Annotated in this window: 6 protein-coding genes and 2 pseudogenes; 2 read left to right on the top strand and 6 right to left on the bottom strand. The window is 66.3% G+C overall.

Annotated elements, in window-relative coordinates:
* Positions 1-12: 12 nt before the first annotated feature.
* The 3 genes from ACZ592_RS12840 to ACZ592_RS12830 all read right to left on the bottom strand — a co-directional run bounded on the left by ACZ592_RS12840 (position 13) and on the right by ACZ592_RS12830 (position 12,000).
* Complete coding sequence (locus tag ACZ592_RS12840) at positions 13-6,804, bottom strand: polymorphic toxin-type HINT domain-containing protein (RefSeq protein ID WP_471581561.1); 6,792 nt, start codon at positions 6,802-6,804, stop codon at positions 13-15.
* Between the two features lie 98 nt (positions 6,805-6,902).
* On the bottom strand, positions 6,903-10,658 hold the full coding sequence (locus ACZ592_RS12835) for a LamG-like jellyroll fold domain-containing protein (protein WP_471581560.1): 3,756 nt from the start codon (positions 10,656-10,658) through the stop codon (positions 6,903-6,905).
* Complete coding sequence (locus tag ACZ592_RS12830; protein ID WP_471581559.1) at positions 10,612-12,000, bottom strand: integrin alpha; 1,389 nt, start codon at positions 11,998-12,000, stop codon at positions 10,612-10,614. Before ACZ592_RS12830 ends, ACZ592_RS12835 begins: the two co-directional genes overlap by 47 nt.
* 1,187 nt (positions 12,001-13,187) lie before the next feature.
* Here ACZ592_RS12830 and ACZ592_RS12825 point away from each other — a divergent pair.
* Positions 13,188-13,311: pseudogene (locus ACZ592_RS12825) on the top strand (transposase); the annotation flags it as partial.
* A gap of 512 nt (positions 13,312-13,823) precedes the next feature.
* Here the strand turns inward: ACZ592_RS12825 and ACZ592_RS12820 are convergent.
* Both ACZ592_RS12820 and ACZ592_RS12815 read right to left on the bottom strand, forming a co-directional pair.
* Positions 13,824-14,643 (bottom strand): annotated as a pseudogene (locus tag ACZ592_RS12820) (integrase core domain-containing protein).
* An 87-nt stretch (positions 14,644-14,730) separates the two neighbouring features.
* Positions 14,731-15,096 carry a VOC family protein gene (locus tag ACZ592_RS12815; RefSeq protein ID WP_085923087.1) on the bottom strand — a complete coding sequence of 122 codons (366 nt, stop codon included), beginning with the start codon at positions 15,094-15,096 and terminating at the stop codon, positions 14,731-14,733.
* A 95-nt stretch (positions 15,097-15,191) separates the two neighbouring features.
* Here ACZ592_RS12815 and ACZ592_RS12810 point away from each other — a divergent pair, with 95 nt between their 5' ends.
* On the top strand, positions 15,192-16,157 hold the full coding sequence (locus ACZ592_RS12810) for a helix-turn-helix transcriptional regulator (protein WP_471581558.1): 966 nt from the start codon (positions 15,192-15,194) through the stop codon (positions 16,155-16,157).
* An 821-nt stretch (positions 16,158-16,978) separates the two neighbouring features.
* On the opposite strand, the gene ACZ592_RS12805 is transcribed toward ACZ592_RS12810, so the two are convergent.
* Positions 16,979-17,446, bottom strand: coding sequence for a hypothetical protein (locus ACZ592_RS12805; RefSeq protein WP_471581557.1), 468 nt, complete (start codon positions 17,444-17,446; stop codon positions 16,979-16,981).
* Positions 17,447-17,566: the final 120 nt, after the last annotated feature.

Here is a 17,566-nt window from a genome sequence, read left to right as displayed (position 1 = left end):
TTCGAGCTGCTCCTACCAGAGTCCGAGTTGTTCGAATTTTTCGGCATCTTGCCTTTGCTCCAAGATTTTCTTGCCCGGCGATGCAATGTCATTCGACAGATCGACTCCCTGACCACGCAGTTCTTCCATCCGAAGATGTTCGGCAACGAACAGGTCATCATTCGTTCCGCAAACGTGCGTGCAGGTCGCATCTCCACGACTCTTCAGGCGCCCACTGTCGATGTGATCCTGCAAGCGGTTATTGAAGTTCTTCGTCTTGCCGACATACGTCTTTCCGGGGTTCAGCTGATCCTCGAACTCGTAAATCCCTTGGTTCTTGTTGCAGTTATGCACAAGAACCGGAGTCGCCCCCGCCAGCACATAGTACGTGTGGGCGTCAGCAACGGTCAGGTTGTGGACCGTTGCTTGCTGGGTGCTCCATTGCTTGACCGCACTGATCTGGACGCGGGTGCCCGCGCTGGTGCGAAGTGTCTCGTTCGCCCGCAGGTCGGTGGCGTCGATCCATTCGCCCAGATCGGGCACCCAGAAGGGGTGTCCGTCGGTTGCGGTGACAGAGGCCGTCTTCTTGGGTCCTGCCTTGCCGTCGGGATCGATGGTGATCTCGACGAGGTGTTTGGCGCCCTTCCCCTTGATCTCGGCGGTGACCGTCTTCGTGATGGTCTTGCCGGTCTTGGGATCGGTCGCCCGGACCTTGTCGCCGATCTTGACGTCCTTGATGGCCTTCGTGCTGCCGTCGGCCATCAGGATTTTCGTCTTTGGTGTGAAGCTGTTGGCGACGGAACACCCTGCCTTGTCGGCAGCATCCTCCAGTTTGTCGGCCTTCTTTTCCAACCTCATCCAGGCCTTGAAGTCCTTGACCAGGCCTCCGACCAGCCCGGCGATCTTCTTGGCGAGAGCGGCGCCCTTCTTCCAGTTCCAGGGCACGCCGTACTTCTTGGCGAGTTTGCCGAGGATGCCGCCGACCATGCTGGTGGCGATGTTGGCGATGGTCGCCCCGCACGCTCCCAGGCTGCCGGTGGTGAAGCAGTCCAATGCGTCGGTGATGCCGAGTTCGTCGGCGACGATGCCGGCGAGTTCCTGCGCTGCTCTCTTGATGCGCGTTTCCCGGGCGTTGGCCTCCGAGCGGGCTGCCGTGGCCCTCTTCTGCGCCGGGGTCGCGTGCACCTGGTAGTAGGTGTAGTAGGTCTTGGTGACCTTGATGTCCCAGCCGCCGTTGGCGCCCGCCGAGCACTGGACGCCAACCAGCAGACAGCCGTCATCCTTGAGACCGGAGGGGTCGCTGCGGGTGACCGGATTGTTGGCGGCGTAGGCGTAGCCGTTGATCTGCTGGGGATCAGTGAAGTCGATGATGGGGTCGGCGGAGATGAACCGGCCGTTGTCCGGCTCGTATTCACGTGCCCCGACGTGGGTAAGGCCCGTTGAGGAGTCGACGGTTTTGCCGAGGAAACCCTTGTCGTCGACCCACGGCCCGGTGGCCTTGCCGCGCTCGTTGCCGAAGGGGTCCATGCGACGGCGGGTGACCTCACCCGTCTTCGCGTCGACCGCGACCGACATCGTGCCGTGGTGGTCGCCGGCCAGGAACTGCACGCCATCGGAGGTACGCAGGGCCACGGTCTGTGAGGCGAAGGTGTAGTAGCGGGTGGCCTCGACCTCGCGGGATGCCGTGTTGAGGTTCAGCTCCATGCCGGGCAGGTAGAGGGTCTGCTTGTCCTTCTCCTTACGCAGCAGGCGGCTGCCCGAAGCGTCGTAGGCGTAGGACGTGTCCTGGCCTGCCGTGGTCACCTTGTGCTCGGCATTCCACGTCAGGTTCTGGCTGTCGCCGTCGAGGATGCGCTGCTTGGTGTTACCGGAGGCGTCGTAGGCGAAGGTGTCCTGGCTGGTCACGGCCGGCTTGTCGCCGGAGGCCGGGGTGGTTTGAACCACTCTGTTCAGGGTGTGCGGACCGCCGTTACCGGCCGCGTCCTTGCCGTAGTGGTAGTCGCGGGTGACGTCCGGATCGCCCGGCAGTCCGTGCAGGACCTGCGAGATGCGGTTTCCCGCCTTGTCGTAGTCGAAGGACTGCCAGTACGCGGCTGCGCCGCCGAGTGTGTCCGTGGTGGGTGCTGCAGCGCATGCCTGGTTTTGCTTGCCCGAGCCCGAGGCGCCATCGGAGGAGTTGGACGTGGCCCAGGCAGCCTTGAGGCGCTGCTGCCAGTCGTAGGTGAAGCACTGGACATCACTCGGGCTGCCGGTGGGGCTGTCGGAGATGGAGGTGACGTTTCCGGAGTCGTCGTAGGTGTAGTCGGCGTCGTAGGTAACCGCCGCCACGTCCTCGACGTCTACGCGGGAGTTGGTCAGCCGGTTGGTTCCCTGCTCATATCCGTACGTCAGCCACGCCTGCTTGCCCTCGGTGCCGATGGCTCCCAGAGCCAACTGCTGCAGTTGGGAGGTCGTTGCATAGGCCGCCTCGCCGACATAGGAGCCACCCAGCGAGGAGGTCATCTTCGTGGGACGCTGCAGGTCGTCGTAGGAGTAGGTGAGGGTCTCCGCCGGCAGTTCGCCTGCGGCGGGCATGCGGGTGCTCTGGACTGTGCCGTCCTGGTTGTACTGGGTGCCGAACTCGTAGGCGCCCTTGAGCTCAGCCGCCTCCTTTCCGGCCACTGTCAGCGTGGTGAGGGTCGGCTGGTACATCTCATCCAGCTGCGTGTTGACCGTCGAGGACTGCACGGCGCCGTCGGCGTAGCGATAGGTGCCGTGCAGCTGACCCTTGGCCTCCTTGTCGTAGGTGGTGACGGTCAGCTTGGTGCCGGTGTCGGGCTCGCCTTCCCAGGTGGAGGTGGGGCGGCCGAGCACGTCGTACTTGGTGGAGAGTTTCTTGCTGCGAGCGTCCGTGGTGCTGGTCAAGCGGTCCAGGGCGTCGTAGGCGAGGTCGGACCTGCCGGTGTCGGGGTCGGTGGCTGCGATCTTGCGGCCGCGCTGGTCGTAGTCGTAGGACCAGGTGTTGTCGGCAGCGTCCGTGACCGATTCCAGCTGGCCGGCGGGGGTGTACGTGTAGCGGGTGGACTCGTAGTCCTGTGCCGTGCCTGAGGGCAGCGGCTTTTCGCCCTTGTAGCGGCGGATCTCCGTGGTCTGGCCGCGGCCGTCGGTGATCGTAGTGGTGGGTGCGGTGCCTGCGGGAGGGTCGACGTGGACCCGGTCACCACCGTGGGTGTAGGTGCTGCGCCACTTCTCCTCGTCGGCGACCTTGAATATTTCCGCTGTCTTGCGGCCCGCGCCGTCGTACTGGGTGACGGTGTGGCCGTTCACCTGGCCGGTGGGCTGGAAGACAGTGTCTCGGGGGGCGCCGGTGGCGTAGTAGTCGGCGTAGGTCTCTACGACGTTGCCCAGCCCGTCGTAGAAGGAGTCCGCGATGACGCGGCCGCCGTTGGGGCCTTCTGTCTGCTGCTGGCGTGGCCGCAGCAGCCCGTCGTAGAGGGCGTATTCGGCGCCGTAGGAGGTGCCGTCCTTCTCGATCTTCTCGGTCTTGACGGCGGTGGCGGCGGTGCTGCGGATCAGGTAGCTGTACTTGATCGAGGGGGAGAAGTCGTCGGCCTTGGCGCGGTCAGGCAGCCACACCGAGGTGAGGCGGCCAAGCGCGTCGTAGCCGAGGTCGGTGCGCTTGCCGTTCATGTCGGTTTGGGCTGCTGCCGAGCCCCAGGAGCGCACATACTCGGTGGTGGCGGTCCACCCCAGGGGGTTGGTGTCGACCTTCTTGGTGGTCAGCCCGTCGGTCTCGGTATAGACAGAGGTGGTCGCGGTGCCGGTGGCATCGGTCACCTTCAACGGGCGGCCGTAGCTGTCGAAGTCCGCCGCAGCAGAGGACGTGACGGTCTCGTAGGTGGCCTTGGTGCCGTCGTGCGAGGCCAGGCGCTGAACCTTGGTGGTGTCGCCCTTGGTGGGCGCTTCGCCCAGTGCTTTGCCGTCGTAGAACGTCAGGTCATCGGAGATCACCTGGCTCTTGCGGTCGGGCTTGGTGGCGCAGGAAACCGCCACCTTCTCCACCCGGGAGACCAGCATGCGCATGTTCTTGTCGGCGTTGTCCGCGTACTCGGTGCGGATGCACTGGTTGTCGCTGCTCTGGCCGTCTTTTCCGTAGTCGTCCGTCTGGGTGGGGCGTCCGGTCGCGTCGTCGTAGCGGGTGGTGGACTTCACCAGTTGCCGGCCGCCGCCGGCCAGGGTGGTGTAGGTGGACGTGGTGGCCGGGCGTACGTAGTAGGCGTTGGTGGTGGCCCAGCTGTGCTTGCGGGTGGCGGTGGTGCGCTGCCAGGTGGTGCTGATGTTCTTGGAGACGATTTTGTCGGCGGTGTAGGCGCCGTTGTAGGTGCTGGTCTCCAGTTCCTGGCCCGACAGTTCGTTGGCGTCGGAGTGCTTCACGCCCTCGGAGTCGGTGACTTCGCCGCCCATTCCCCGTAGGAAGACGTGCTCGGTGCGCTGGTTGGCGTCGCTGACGGCACCGGCGGACTTGGTGACCCGGACCTTGCCGTAGCCCCGCCAGTCGCTGTGGGTGCGGTATTCGTCCTTGGCGATGCCATCGGCCCTGGCCTTCTTCCAGCCGGCGTCACCGAGGTAGTCGTACTCGCTGACCATGTCAGGAGCGCCGCCGGTCAGGTCGGTCTGCACGACCTTGCGCACGAGGTATTTGTGGAACCAGTCGGTGATGGGGTCCTCGGCACCCGGCGGGTTCCACTTGACGGGGTAACAGGCTTTGGTGGAGGCGTCCGGTGCGGGCAGGCTGCCCGCCGAGCATTCGGCGTCGCGATAGATGATGTCCAGCGTGCCGCCGGTGTCGTTGTCGACGCCGGAAAGGCGGAAGCGGTTCATCGCCTGGATGTTGTCGCCGGGCTTGTCGACGCGGTTGGGCAGCTGCTGGCCCAGCAGTTCCACCGCGGGCATGTCGGCTGTTCCGGAGCCTGCGTGTCCGGTCTGCTTGATGGTGTTGAGCCAAAGTGACTTGGAGCTGTCACCGTTGTCGGTGAACAGGTGGCCCAGCGTCCAGGAGTCGACATCCGCATAGCCGCTTCCGTAGCGGATCTGCGTGGTGACCTTCGACAGTTTCTTCCGGGTCCAGAACGTCGGGGAGTTCTGGCCCTTGCATTTGGTGTCGGCCTTGCAGTTGAGGTCCCAGGGAACGTCCGGCCACCGGGTCGCGGTCGCATCTGTCAGATCGCCCGGTTCGCAGTCGGTGGCTGCGGCCAGGCATCGCTCGTCGGTGTCGAAGACCATGCGGGCGGCGGCCGGGGTGGCGTAGACCTTGCCGTCGCGCTGGCCGTAGTCGATGTGCTTGAGGTAGCCGCCTCGGGTGTAGGGCTTGCCGTTCTCGCCGGTCTTCAGGCCCTGCGTGTAATAGTTGGTCTCCTTGCCGTAGAAGTACGACAGGGCGTTGTCGTGCGGGTCGACGACATAGTCGAGGTTCCAGCGCCAGGCCTGCGTGCAGTGGGCACTGGCCAGCGTCGCGTTGTAGCAGGGCTCGCCGGAATCGTCGCCGTAGACCGGGACGGTCCATGTGGAGCCGGTCTGTTCCTTGCCGGAGGTGTAGCCGGGCAGCTTGTCCAGGCCGAAGTAGTACTGGGTGCCGTCGGTGGTGGTCAGGCGCCAGTGCTCACCGTTGTTGTCGCCGTTGCTTGCGCCGGTGAGCTTTTCGATCTTGGAGTTGTCGTCGCTGCTCAGGCGCCATTTGTTAGTCTCGTCGTCCAGGATCAGCTGGCCGGAGGGGCCTCCGGCGACCTGGAGGGTGGCGTTGTCGTAGGCCCAGCACTGGTCGCCGTTGGTCTTGTCGTGCCCGTCGTCCGCGCAGGGCTTGTAACGGCGCTCGATGAAGCCCGGTTCGTAGCCGAAGCCTTCACCGGCCCAGGACCCCTGGTTGTTGGTGGCCGCGGTCTGACCGTCCACGGACTGGGAGTTGTAGCCCAGGGACACGGAGGGTGACAGGCCTCCCGGGGCGGGCGGCACCCGCATGGGGTAGGACCAGTTGAAGGCCCCCGAGGAGTTGGACACGCTCCACTCGGCGGCGGCCGACAGCGGGCTCGCCCCGTAGCTGCCCTGGTCGCCTGAGGACCCTGCCTCGGCGGCCAGCACTGTTACCGGGGCGGCGCCGGACTTCTCCGCGGCCAGGGGAACGTCGGCGCTCAGTGTCTGACTCGCTGAGCTGTTGGTGCCGGCCAGTGGCCGTCCCGTTGCGCAGCCCTTCTTGCCCGGGGTAGTCAGCAGGCAGGCGGGGTATTGCACCAGGTGCAGCCGGGAGCCGTATCCCGCGCCGTAGGCGTCGGCGAAGCCTGCATAGTCCAGCTGGACCCGGGCTGCTGCTGCCCTCTCGGACTCATCCGCGCGGGCAACGGTCATGAGGACACCGTCGATGCCGGCGGCTTTGGTCTGCTTGCGGTCGGCGACCTTGATCTGGACGCCGGTGGGGGCCGGTCTGGAGCGAGTCAGTTTTTTGGGCGGGCCGACTTCGAGGGGTAGGCCGGCCGCTTTCACCGGCTTGGCGCGCAGGGATATCTCGTCGCTGCCGCGCCCCGGCCAGGTGATCTTGGCCGGGGAGGTCACCCGGGCCTTCTCCGCCGGATTGGCTGCGTGTCTTTTGGCCTTGCGTGTCTTGCCCGCCACAGGGTCGCCCAGGTCCTGCTGGAGACCTGGTCGGGAGCGTCCCTTGTCGGCGGCCTGTGCCTCTGGTGCGTATTGGGGCAGCAGCCCGGCGGCGAGGGCCAGGCCCAGGGTGGAGACGATGCAGCGGCGGAGGCCGCGGTGGCGGGGCGTGGACGGCGAGCGAAACCAGCGAGGCGTGGCCATGAAAGATTCCTCAGGAATAGGTGAAGAGGGCAGCGAGCGGAACAGGGCGTGGCGGGCCGGGCGGTTCCCTCAAGGGGGACCGCCCGGTCGAGCGCCCGTTACGTCACCGACCCGCCCAGGCTTGAGCCGGACTCCAGGTTCGCCACGGTGGCTGCCAGTTGCTCGTCCAGCGCGCCTTCGAAGACACGTACCTCATCGATGGCACCGGAGAAGTACTGCGCACCGGTGGTGCCGGAGCTGGAACGGCCGACCTGCACGCCGGTCTTGGACAGATCCCAGCCGTTGGGCCATGAGATGACCTGTCCGGTCCACTGTCCGTTCACGAACAGCCGCACCTCGCCGAATAGTGCGTTGTAGGACAGTGCGAGATGGTCACCGTCTCCGTCGCTGGCCGGCCCGGTCCCGGATGCGACCGCATCGGTGACGACGGCGTCCTTGGCGTCCTTTTCGCTCAGCGAGAGCTGCCAACGGCGGCTGTCCTTGTCGTAGCGCACCAGCACGGCCGATGTCGCCGAGCCGGGCAACGACAGGACGGTCTCGTCAACGGTGGGGTTGGGCGCGGCCAGGCGGGCCCTGGCCGCCACCGTGAAGCTCGCCTTCGACTTCAGCAGACCGCTTGGGCGGCTTGCGTAGGCGCCCGTACCGGTGAGCGCCAAATGGCCGTCCCCCCACAGGGGCTGGTCCACCACGGTGCAGTCGGGATCCGTTCCGATGTCGCAGGAGTCGTCGGGCTGGTAGACCGAGGCGCCGCCGTGCAGGGCAAGGCTGTTTCCCCCCGAACGGTCCGGAACCGATCCGTTCGCGGCCTCGTCCATGTCCCAGTACGCCAGTTGCAGCGGCGGGATGCCGCCCAGGCTCTTGCTCTCTGCGGCCGCCACGACACGGTCGAAGACCTGGACGTCACCGATGGTGCCCTTGAGGTTCGCCGTGTAGCCCCCGGGGTCGAGGGCCCGCCCGATCTGCAGCGCCCCCGAGGCGTTCCAGGTCGTGGCACGCTCCTGGACGTTCCCCGCGACCTGCGTCCCGTTCACGTACATCCGCATCGTGCCCGGTGCCCGGCCGTCGTTCATGTCATAGACACCGACCAGGTGCGTCCACTCGCCCGGCACTGGTTTGGGTCCGAGGACCTGCCAGGAGACCATCGAATCGATCTCACTGTCCGGTGCCAGGAACGACCACTTCTTCGAACCGGCGTCGAAGCCGAGCGAGAATCCTGACTGTGCCGAACCGTCTTGGCTGAGCACACTCATCGAGGTGGTCGGCAGCTCGGGCAGCATCACCCATGCGGCCACCGAGAACGTCTTGTCCGTGTCGACGATGTGCTGCCCCGCATTGAGGTAGGCGCCGGCACTGCCGTCCAGCGACGCGGCCGTGCGCACCGAGCCGTGCGGGCCCTTCGTGCCGAACGTGACGCCTGAGCCGGCCGAGGCACTGGGTGCGTTGTCGGCGCCGGTGGCCTGCGTGGATCCGGCCGGATCGGACAGCGCCCACGAGGCCTTGGGGGATCGTCCCTTGGAGACCCGGAAGGTGTAGCCGGCGGTGGCCTGTTTCGCGTTGCCTGCCTGGTCGACGGCCTTGACGATGAGCGTTTTCGGGCCTTCGCGCCCCGGCATCCAGCGCACCTTGGCGGGGCGGCCCGGCTCGTCAGGAACGATAGTCTTCTCGCCCTCACCGGTGAACTCATAGAGGTACTTGGTCACGTCGGTGCCGGGGGAGTACAGCTCGAAGGTGCCGTAGTCGCCCACTCCCGCATGCCACAGGTCATCGTCGGGGTATTCGTCCGACATCACGGTGGGGGCCTCCGGCTTGGTCGAGTCCAGGATGAACTCACAGCGTGTGCCGGATCCCGCGTTGCTCCACGGGCCCCATGCCTCACCGTCGCTGCCGCGCACCCACCAGCCGATCACCGTGTTCTGTGGTGGCGTGAACGCACCGGTCCCGTCGCCGGGAATGTCGTCGCCCACGGTGTACTTGAACCGTTCCCAGCCGCTGTCCCGGTCACGGTCGCTATTGGACTGTTTGTAGTCGGTGGTGACGGTGTAACTCTTGGTACTGCCACTGGACGTCGTCCAAAAGATCTCGAACTGCGCCCGGAGCGTTTCCGTGTTGCCGCCATTGTCTCCGTGGTCGGGGTCCCAGACGGTTGCGGACAGGGTCGGCGTCTTCTTCGTGTAGTGCTTCGTGGCCTGCCCGTAGGTGCACTTACCGCCGGGGTTCATCGAGAGATCGTCCAGCTGGGGCTGGTAGGGAGGCCGGTTGTAGGTGACTTCCAGTGCCGCGTTGTTGCAGAACCTCTTCCAGGAGGCGTAGGAGTCCTCCGAGGCGGCCTGCAGACCAAAGGTGGTGGTGTCCCATCCGCTGGTCGCTGCCTTTTGCAGGGTGCTGGTCACACCGAACCGCACGTTCTGGTTGGTGGACGAGCACGAACCCGTGCGGTTGGTCGGCGATTCCGAGGTGATGTGGTCCTTGCTGGAAGGCCGGTTGGACCAGTTCGTGCCGGAGTTGATCGCGCTGCCGCCCGAGCTGTTCATCCGGTGCAGCTGCACCGAGCGGGCCTGGCTGTCGTAGGCGTGCACCAGTGTGATCGAGAACTCGGCCTTGAGGATCGTCTTGCCCTCGAAACTGCCGGTCGGCAAGGCGTAGTACTGCCGCTGCACGTCACTGGTGCCGGTGCAGCGCACGGATTCATTCGCCGGACAGCGGCCGACTCCCTTGCCCGACTCGACGCCGTCGCTGGAGTTGGAGAACTTCCAGCCCTCCAGGCCGGGGTTGGCCGAGGAAACCCACGTCCAACCGGTGCGGGAAGCGGTCTTGGTCGCCGGGTCGATGAACACCGGATAACGCGTCGCCTTGCCCCGTAGCAGGCCGGCGTCCGGCTTGAGGACCATCGCTCCCTGCTTGACCGACAGCCCTACGTCGGCCACCTTCGCCCCCTCCGGCGGTCCGGGGCCCGCCTTGGCCGCGTGCTCCGTACTGCGTAGGAGCGTGCCGTTCGAGTCCCACATCACGGGTTGCGGGGCCTCGAACACTGTGCCCCCGGACGCCTTGTCCAAGGCGACCAGGCCTCCGCCGTCGTCCTCGCTCACCACGACCCCGCCGGACCTGACCGGCAGGGTGATCGTCGAGAGCTTCGGATTGGACGCGGCTTTGGCCGACTTGACTACCAGGACGTGTGAAAAGCCGTCGTTCTCGGCCCTGACCACGAGATCGACGTCCGGGAGAACGGATGCGTAGGTCGCCGTCGCCCCGCTCACCACCGGCTTCGGCAGTGTCGTGGGCCACCCGACCGACATCGTCTTGCCGTCGCGCACCAGCGTCGCGAACGTGGTGTCCCCTCCGCCGGAGATGCTCATGGCCGCGCTGGCCGCCTTGGGCGTCAGGCGACCGCCGGGCTGCTTCACCAACGTGGTGTCGATGTCGACCCACGTGCCTTCCTTGCGCGTGCGTACCGGCTGCGCGTACTCCTTGACGGTGAAGGTCCCGTCTGGGTTGGCGAAGGTCTGGCTGCGCTCGTCGCGCAGTGTGGCGATCTCGACCCGCTTGCCCGACTCGGCGGCGGCATCGCGTGCTGCCCCCGCCGACACGGCGGGCTGCACAGACTTCTTCTTCGCCCCCGTCTCTGCCGCCGTGGCACCGGCCGTGTCCGCCGCAGTGGCAGGAGACAAGCCTCCCCCGCCCACCGCGAGCACCGAGACCAGCGCGCAGGCCGCCATTGCGGCCCGCTGTCTGGCTCTCCATCGGCTCGTTCTCAGAAACCGGCTTCTCACGTTCCCCACCCCTGTTGTGTGCCGCGCCGTCGCCGGTCTGCTAGCGGATCGCCGAGCCGAATGTCTTGCCCGCGTCGGGAATATCACCTGATCCCGGCTTCAGCGTGCTGACGGTGCCCGTCCCGCCGTCGGTCACCGACCAGGGCAGCGAGTACACCACGCCCTTTTGCGCTCCCGTTGTCTTGCTGTAGGGCACGCCCACATACAGCCGCGAGCCCGTCCCCCACAGGCCAAGTCCGGCAAAGTCGCGTGCCTCGGCCGCATCCGGCAGTCCGCCGCCTCGCGCCAGGATCGTGTCCCCCTCGCCGGGTGCGCCCAGACCTGGCAGGACGTGCACTGCCCCGGCGTTCTCCGCCGCGCCGACCTCCTGGTTGGGCACACTCACCGCCAGCTTCACCGTTCCGGCCGTTCCCACCTCACCGGCATCGGTGTTGGAGATGACCACTCGCTGCCCGAAGAAGTCACCCACCACCGGATCCCCCTCCACCTCCGGTGACAACCGGTCGATCAGATTCATCTCCTTCACCGCGCCCGAGGGCCTGACGTGCACCACAGTCACCGCACCCGCGTCGGCGACATTTCCCACGTCCTCGTTGGGCGTGCCGATCGCCACCAGAGCATCAGACTCCGACGAGGCGCCTACCGGGCGATAGGAGACAACGGCCAAGGCGGTGCCGAACCGGTCATCCTTCTCCGCCGTCCCCGACGTCATCTCCGGCTGGTCCTCGTCGATCGCGCCCAGCGAGGTCGGACGGCCGTCGGTGAAGGTGTGGTTGAAGACCGTCACGGAACCCGCGAACGACTGCGAACCGATCGCCTCCCCCGGTGCCCCCACCACGAAGTAGCGGCTGCGCGCCGCCAGCGCATAGCCAAACCGGTCATGCGCCTCGGCAACACCCGGAATCCCCGGGTCGTCCTGGTTGACCGTCGACTTCGTCGTGCCCTGCAGGTAATGGATGCAGCCCGCGTCCTTGAGCGATCCGATCGCTTCGCCCGGGGCCCCGATCGCCAGGAACGGCTTGCCGCCCGAGGTCTTGGCCGCCGCCAGGGACAGGCCGAACAGATCGCCTGCCTCGGTGGTGGTCGAGCCGTCCAGTCCCGCTTGGGTGTAGCTCTCCACGGCGGAGCCGGCACCGATGCCCGTGGGGGTGCCGTGAATGACATAGACCGAACCGGCGTCCTGCTGTGCGCCGTCGGTAGTGGTGACGTCCTCATAGGGAGCACCCGCTACCAGATCCGCACAGCCATCCGCGTCGGCGTCGTAGACCGAGATCGCGTATCCGAACTGGTCCCCCGCCTCGGGGTTGGCGGTCATCTGGCCCAAAGCCTGCGAGATCTCGAATACGCCCTTGTCGCCGCCGAGTACGACCCTGACCAGGCCGGCACTCGCCTGGCCGTCCACCGTCGCTTGCGGATCGGCGATTGCCATGTCTCGCACACCGTCGCCGTTGAAGTCCGATTCCGCCCCGGCTGTGCACGCGGCGGCAGCAGCCGGTGAAGCCCCGAGCCAGAACGTCCCGGCAGCAGCGATGAGCGCAGACGCCAGCCCCGCAGTGATCACACGCGTGCACGCAGGCACGCCCCACCTCAACCCCACAGCCCCCACCCCAGAGTCACAAGTTCTTCACAGGCGAAGTGAGTTAACGCCCCACCAGCCACCTACGTCAATGAAAAGTTGAACCAAACTCCGGATTTCTTGATGCCCTGACCAGGCGAAATGGCAATGGGTGACCGACTTGCTCCACAACTGCGACCCCCACAGGTCTGTTACTCGCCGTCATGATGCAAATGCCCCGCCCGCCGTAAACGCGCCACTCCTGCCGCCGAGAACGTCGTCCGTCGCCCACCGTCAGTCGCACGTAAACAGGTCTTCAAGGGCTGGTAGTTCGAGGTTCGTAGTCCTGCCAGAGCGGGCGGCCGTACGACAGGAACTGGCCACCCCGCGATTTCGCTTCAGCGCTTTCTGTCACTTAACGGCGGTTGGGGGGGCGCCGGCCGTCCACGGCCACCCCTGGTGGCCAACGTCCCGTGGCGGTGCCCGACGGGCGCTGATATCGCGTCACGAAGGGCGCGGTGCGGCTCGGGCGAGTGAAGGCGGCGCTCGCTGTCCGCGTACTGCCGAGGGTGGACCTGAACTTCTGTATGCCGTGCTGAACTTTGTGGTTCGTGCGTGTAGTTGCTGGTATTGCGTGCCGATGCTGCAAATATCCCGCATAGAGACGCTGTGGCGTTCTATAGCCCGCATGGGAGCGACCGCACCGCTGGGGGTCAAGGGGTCGCAGGTTCGAATCCTGTCGTCCCGACTCGTAAGAGTCGCAGGTCAGGGCCGGTTTTGGAGGAATCCAAAACCGGCCCTGACCATTTTTGGGGACCAGATGGGGACCGGCGTGCTTGACCGGGGTCAGCGGGTCATGACAATCGGGCTTGGCGGCGAGCGGCGAGCGTGGAGCGCGCTGCGCGCTCCACGCTGAGGTGGGCGGAGAGCGCGGTGCCGGCAGCCGTAATCTTGTGTACGTCTGGATGCAGGCAGCGCTGCGTGGCGGTCAGTGAACCGTGGCCGGCGATCCTGCGGAGGCCGGCTCGTCCCCGGAGTGTCGACGGTGACCCGGTACGCGCGCGCCGGTGCGCCCGCAGGGCGGAGGACACCGCCGACGAGGGGGGCGTGAGGTCCTGGCCGCCATCGTCTTCGTGGACCACGGGCTGCACCTGGAACCAACTTCCGCCGGAGTTCGGGCTGTCGTGGCGGCCAAGTCGCCGTTGCCGATGATCGCGCGGAGCTGGAGAGCCCATCCGTCGTACACCACCGCATCGCCGCGGACTCGGACCCGGCGAGGTGCTGTTGGCCGCGCTCCAGCCCTCTGCCGCCGACCACCTCACGACCCTCCTCAAGAAGAGGTGCACGCATCCGGTGGTGCGTGTGTCTCGAACATGCCCGCTCCGATGGTGACTTCATCTCGGTCCCGGATCGGGAACCTGAATCGGTCAACGCGGTCGTCCATTGCCGTGAGAAGGTCACGCGCCTGCTGGACTGCCCAGTTGCCGGTCGGGTGGGCGGACGCCCCTCGGGTGCACCCGACGGGTGGAGATTTCCGTAATCACCATGCGGTACAGGCGCCGCATCAACACGGTGTCGATGGAAGGGACCCACGGCGAGAATCCCGGAGGCCTGGCTGTGCAGCAACTGGGCCAAGGTTTCGCCGGAGCGTCGTGGCGGCGGAACAGTTCCCGCGCTCCTCCAGACTGCCCATACGTCTAGGTGTACTGACCGGGCACGTTGATCAATCGTGAGAACGGGGGCAGGCTCCCGCACGCCGTATGGGGTCTGTGGTGGTTGTAGTAGTGCAACCAGCTTTCCAACTCACTTCGGCGTTCGGCCTCGGAGGAGTAGCAGCGGGCGTAGGCCCAGCCGTCTGCCATGGTGGGGTGGAAGCGTTCGGCCTTCCCGTTGGTCTGCGGACGGTAAGGGCGGGTGTACTTCGGCGTGATCGAGAGGGCGTCGCACGTGTCGCGCCACAGATGGGAGCGATAGGCGCCTCCATTGTTCGAGAGCACCCTCGTGATGACGAGGCCGCGCTCGGCGAACCACTCCGCCGCGCGATGCAGTACGCCGACTGCGCCAGCCGCCGCCATCGGGGATGTTGCCGAGCTTTTTCACGTCCACGTGAACCAGCGATCCCGGGTGGTCGTGCTCGTAGCGTCGGATGGGTTCACCGGTCGCGCGATCAACGTAGGCGAGGCGGTTCAGACGGGCCGATCGCAGGATCCGGTGCACTGTCGACGGGGCGATGCCGAGCCTCGCGGCGAGCTGGATCGGTCCTTCTCGTAGACGTCTGCGTAGGCTGACGCACCGCTCTGTCACGGCCTTGGGAGTCCTGTTTGGAGACCTTCGCGGCCGTGAGGTTCGGTCCTGCATGGACTCGCCTGCAAGGTAACGGTCGACCCAGCGCTTTACGGTCGACCAGGAGACCTGGAACCGGGCCGCGACTTCGCTGATTGGCCAGCCGTCGTCGACGACGAGTTGAGCGCCTTTCAGACGGTGGGGCGGGGTGAGGGCGGCGTTCGGATGGGACATTTCTGCGCTCCTGGACAGGCTGAAGGGCCGGCCATCGTGTGTGGCCGGCCCTTCGACAACTTGAGGTGTGGAGAGGGGACGTACAGCTCAGTCGACCGGGGAGACCCGGATGAGGTTTCCATCGGGGTCAGTGATCACGAACGTGCGGCCGAAGACGGCGTCGTGCGGCTCCTCGACGACATGGACCCCCTTCGAGACCCAACTCGTGAAGACCTCGTCAACTGCGGACGATGGTCCCGGCATCATCAGTCCGACTTCGCTTGTGCGAGGAGTGCTCGGGACAGCGTGCTCGCTGTATCCCGTCCACAGCGCGAACAGGACGCCGGGGGCAACCTCGAAGGCCACGTAGTGGGGACTGGTGAAGGTCGGTTCAAGCTCGAACAGGTCGCTGTAGAAGGCGGTAGCGGCCTGGGCGTCGCGAACGCCGATCAGGAACAGGTTCGGTGCGGCCATGGAGCGCTCCTCAACTAGTTGATTTCTTGGTACTGCTCCAGCGGATCGTCTAATCGCGACAGAACCTGTCACCTTTTCTGCGAACATTGGCGAGCATGAAGGCTTCGCGGCTCTTGCACCTGCTGCTGCTCCTGCAGACCCGTCAGCGCATCACCACCAGCGAGCTCGCCAAGCGGCTGGAGGTGTCTCGGCGGACTGTGCTGCGGGATGTGGAGGCACTCTCAACCGCGGGTGTGCCTGTTTATGCAGAACGGGGGCGGAACGGCGGGATCATCTTGCTCCCCGGTGCGCGGCTCAACGCATCCCACCTGGACCCACCAGAGCTGGAGGCGCTCTCCGTGGCCGGCTTGGACAGCGCGCAGCTTGAGGGCATGGGCCTGTCCGGGGTGTGGGAATCGGCCGCGCGCAAGATCGCCGCTCACCAGGCTGGATCACCTGAGTCACCGAACTTGCTGCGATTGGCGGACCTGGTGCTGGTGGAAAGCACCTCGTGGTTCGCTGGCTCAGAGGCGGCGATCGACGTAGCGGATCTGGCTACGGCACTGCGGCACCGCCGTCGGCTGCGCATCCGGTACCGGCGCAGCGCCGAGAGTCGGGCCTCGACGCGAGTGGTCGACCCGTACGGGATCGTGGCGAAGTCAGGCCGCTGGTATCTCATCGCCGACGACCAGGGGGACGGTCGGCTGTTCGCTCTGGAACGACTCTCGGCCTACGAACAGCTCAACGCGCCGGCTGTTCTTCGACCTGGTGAGACCCTTCACACCAGGTGGGCCGCGTTGAAGGCACGCACCGAGGCGCAAGGCCGCGTGAGCGTGACCATCCGCCTGCCAGAAACTGGCATCGACCTGGCGCGGCGCATACTCGGCAACCGCATCCACGAAGTTTCCGACCCAGAAGATGGTTGTTGCACCGCCGTCGTGCGCTATCCCAACATCGAGTCAGTGCGCCAGCTCCTCCAATTCGGTGACCATATCGAGGTGCTCGCCCCAGAGAGGGCCCGCGAACGCATCAGTCAGCTCGCCAGAGACCTGCTTGAACGCCACTCGGCCCCCACCTCGTAACTGCTGATCGGAGCGCTGTGCTTTCAATCAACGTCTCCGGTCAGTACATCTAGGCGCCAAGTCCGGCCCGCCCAGATGAGGGTTGTGGTCGGCCAACCTGGCGGGCGAGCGGAGGAACAGGAAGGCTCAGGTACAGCAGGCGAACAGCCATGCCTCACGCGCGGACAGTGGTGGTACTGATCCTGTGGCAGCACCGCAACCTCGGGCGACCATGTGCCCTCAGGCCGGTCGAACTCGATGGTGGTGGTCTCTCGTGTGCGGGGCGACCGCGTGAGCCTGTGGGCCCCGTGGCCGCCCCGCTCACGGGAGGCGGTGTGAAAGGGGGGCAGTCCTCGCACCCGTCGACGTCGTCGTCGCATCCGTCCACATCGCCGGGGGCGATCGTGGTGAGGCGCCATGCGATGAGTCCCGTGCCATTCTGCTCGGCTTCGACGTGCGCCGTGAACGGCTTGCCCGCCGGGAGGTTGAAGTGGTCCGCCTCGCGGTCCCCGCATCCCACCCCGTAGGCCTGCTCGTCCGCACCCCGGGACAGGGTCAGAGTGAGCTCCTCGGCCCCGTCCGTGTCACAGGTGATCTCGAGTCGGTACGGTTTGTCGCCGCTCGCGCGGAAGGACTTCTTCAGGCCCGACCCCAGGTACGCGGTGCCGGAATCGACGAGCTCCGTCTCCGTACCGTCGTCAGCGGCGGCCTTGAGTGCCTGCTCGGCACGCCGCGACGCGTCGTCCGGCTCCCACGCCCTGCCCGTGCCTCCGGAAGACGCCGATGGCTTCGACGGCTGCGTCGAGGCGGCGGCACTCTCCTTGGGACCGCTCCCGCCCGGCTCATCCGCGCAGCCTGACATCAGGACGGCCAGGACCGCGGCGTACAGCGGGAGGGTGTGACGTATGCGCAGGAAACGACCTTATCTGGGCGGAATGAGCTGGTACTCGCGGCCCAGCGCGGTCGGCCTGGGTGTTGCCGTACACGGACACCTCGCCGTCGGACCAGCGCACGAAGAGGTCGAAGTCGGAGTTGGCGGTACCGTCGAAGTCTCCGCCCGCGATGACTGAGGCGTGCTGTTTCCAGGGGGCGTTGGGGGCCAGGAGCTGCTGCTCGGCGTGGAAGCCGCCGCCGACGTTGGTGTATTTGGTGACTTCCCCGTCGAGCCGGCGCACTACCAGGTCGTCGGCCCACATCTTGTTCGGCCTGGCGAGGCGCGTCTCGCAGGGCTGGCCCTGGGCACAGCGGGCGTAGAAGCCGTTGGCTTGCCCCAGGCCGTCGGCGCGGGTGTTGTTGGCGCGGAGGTGCATCTGGCGACGCCGTTGCCGCGATCTGCTGGAGCTGTTGCATCCGGCTCTCCACGACCGACGGTTCAGAAGATCTCGCAGGTCAGCGGAGGTCAGCGGAGGTCAGCGGAGGTCAGCACAAGT

The sequence above is a fragment of the Streptomyces sp. NPDC040622 genome (genome assembly GCF_055593965.1).
Note: the sequence above shows the minus strand (reverse complement) of the source record. Positions and strands in the feature narration are given on the sequence as shown.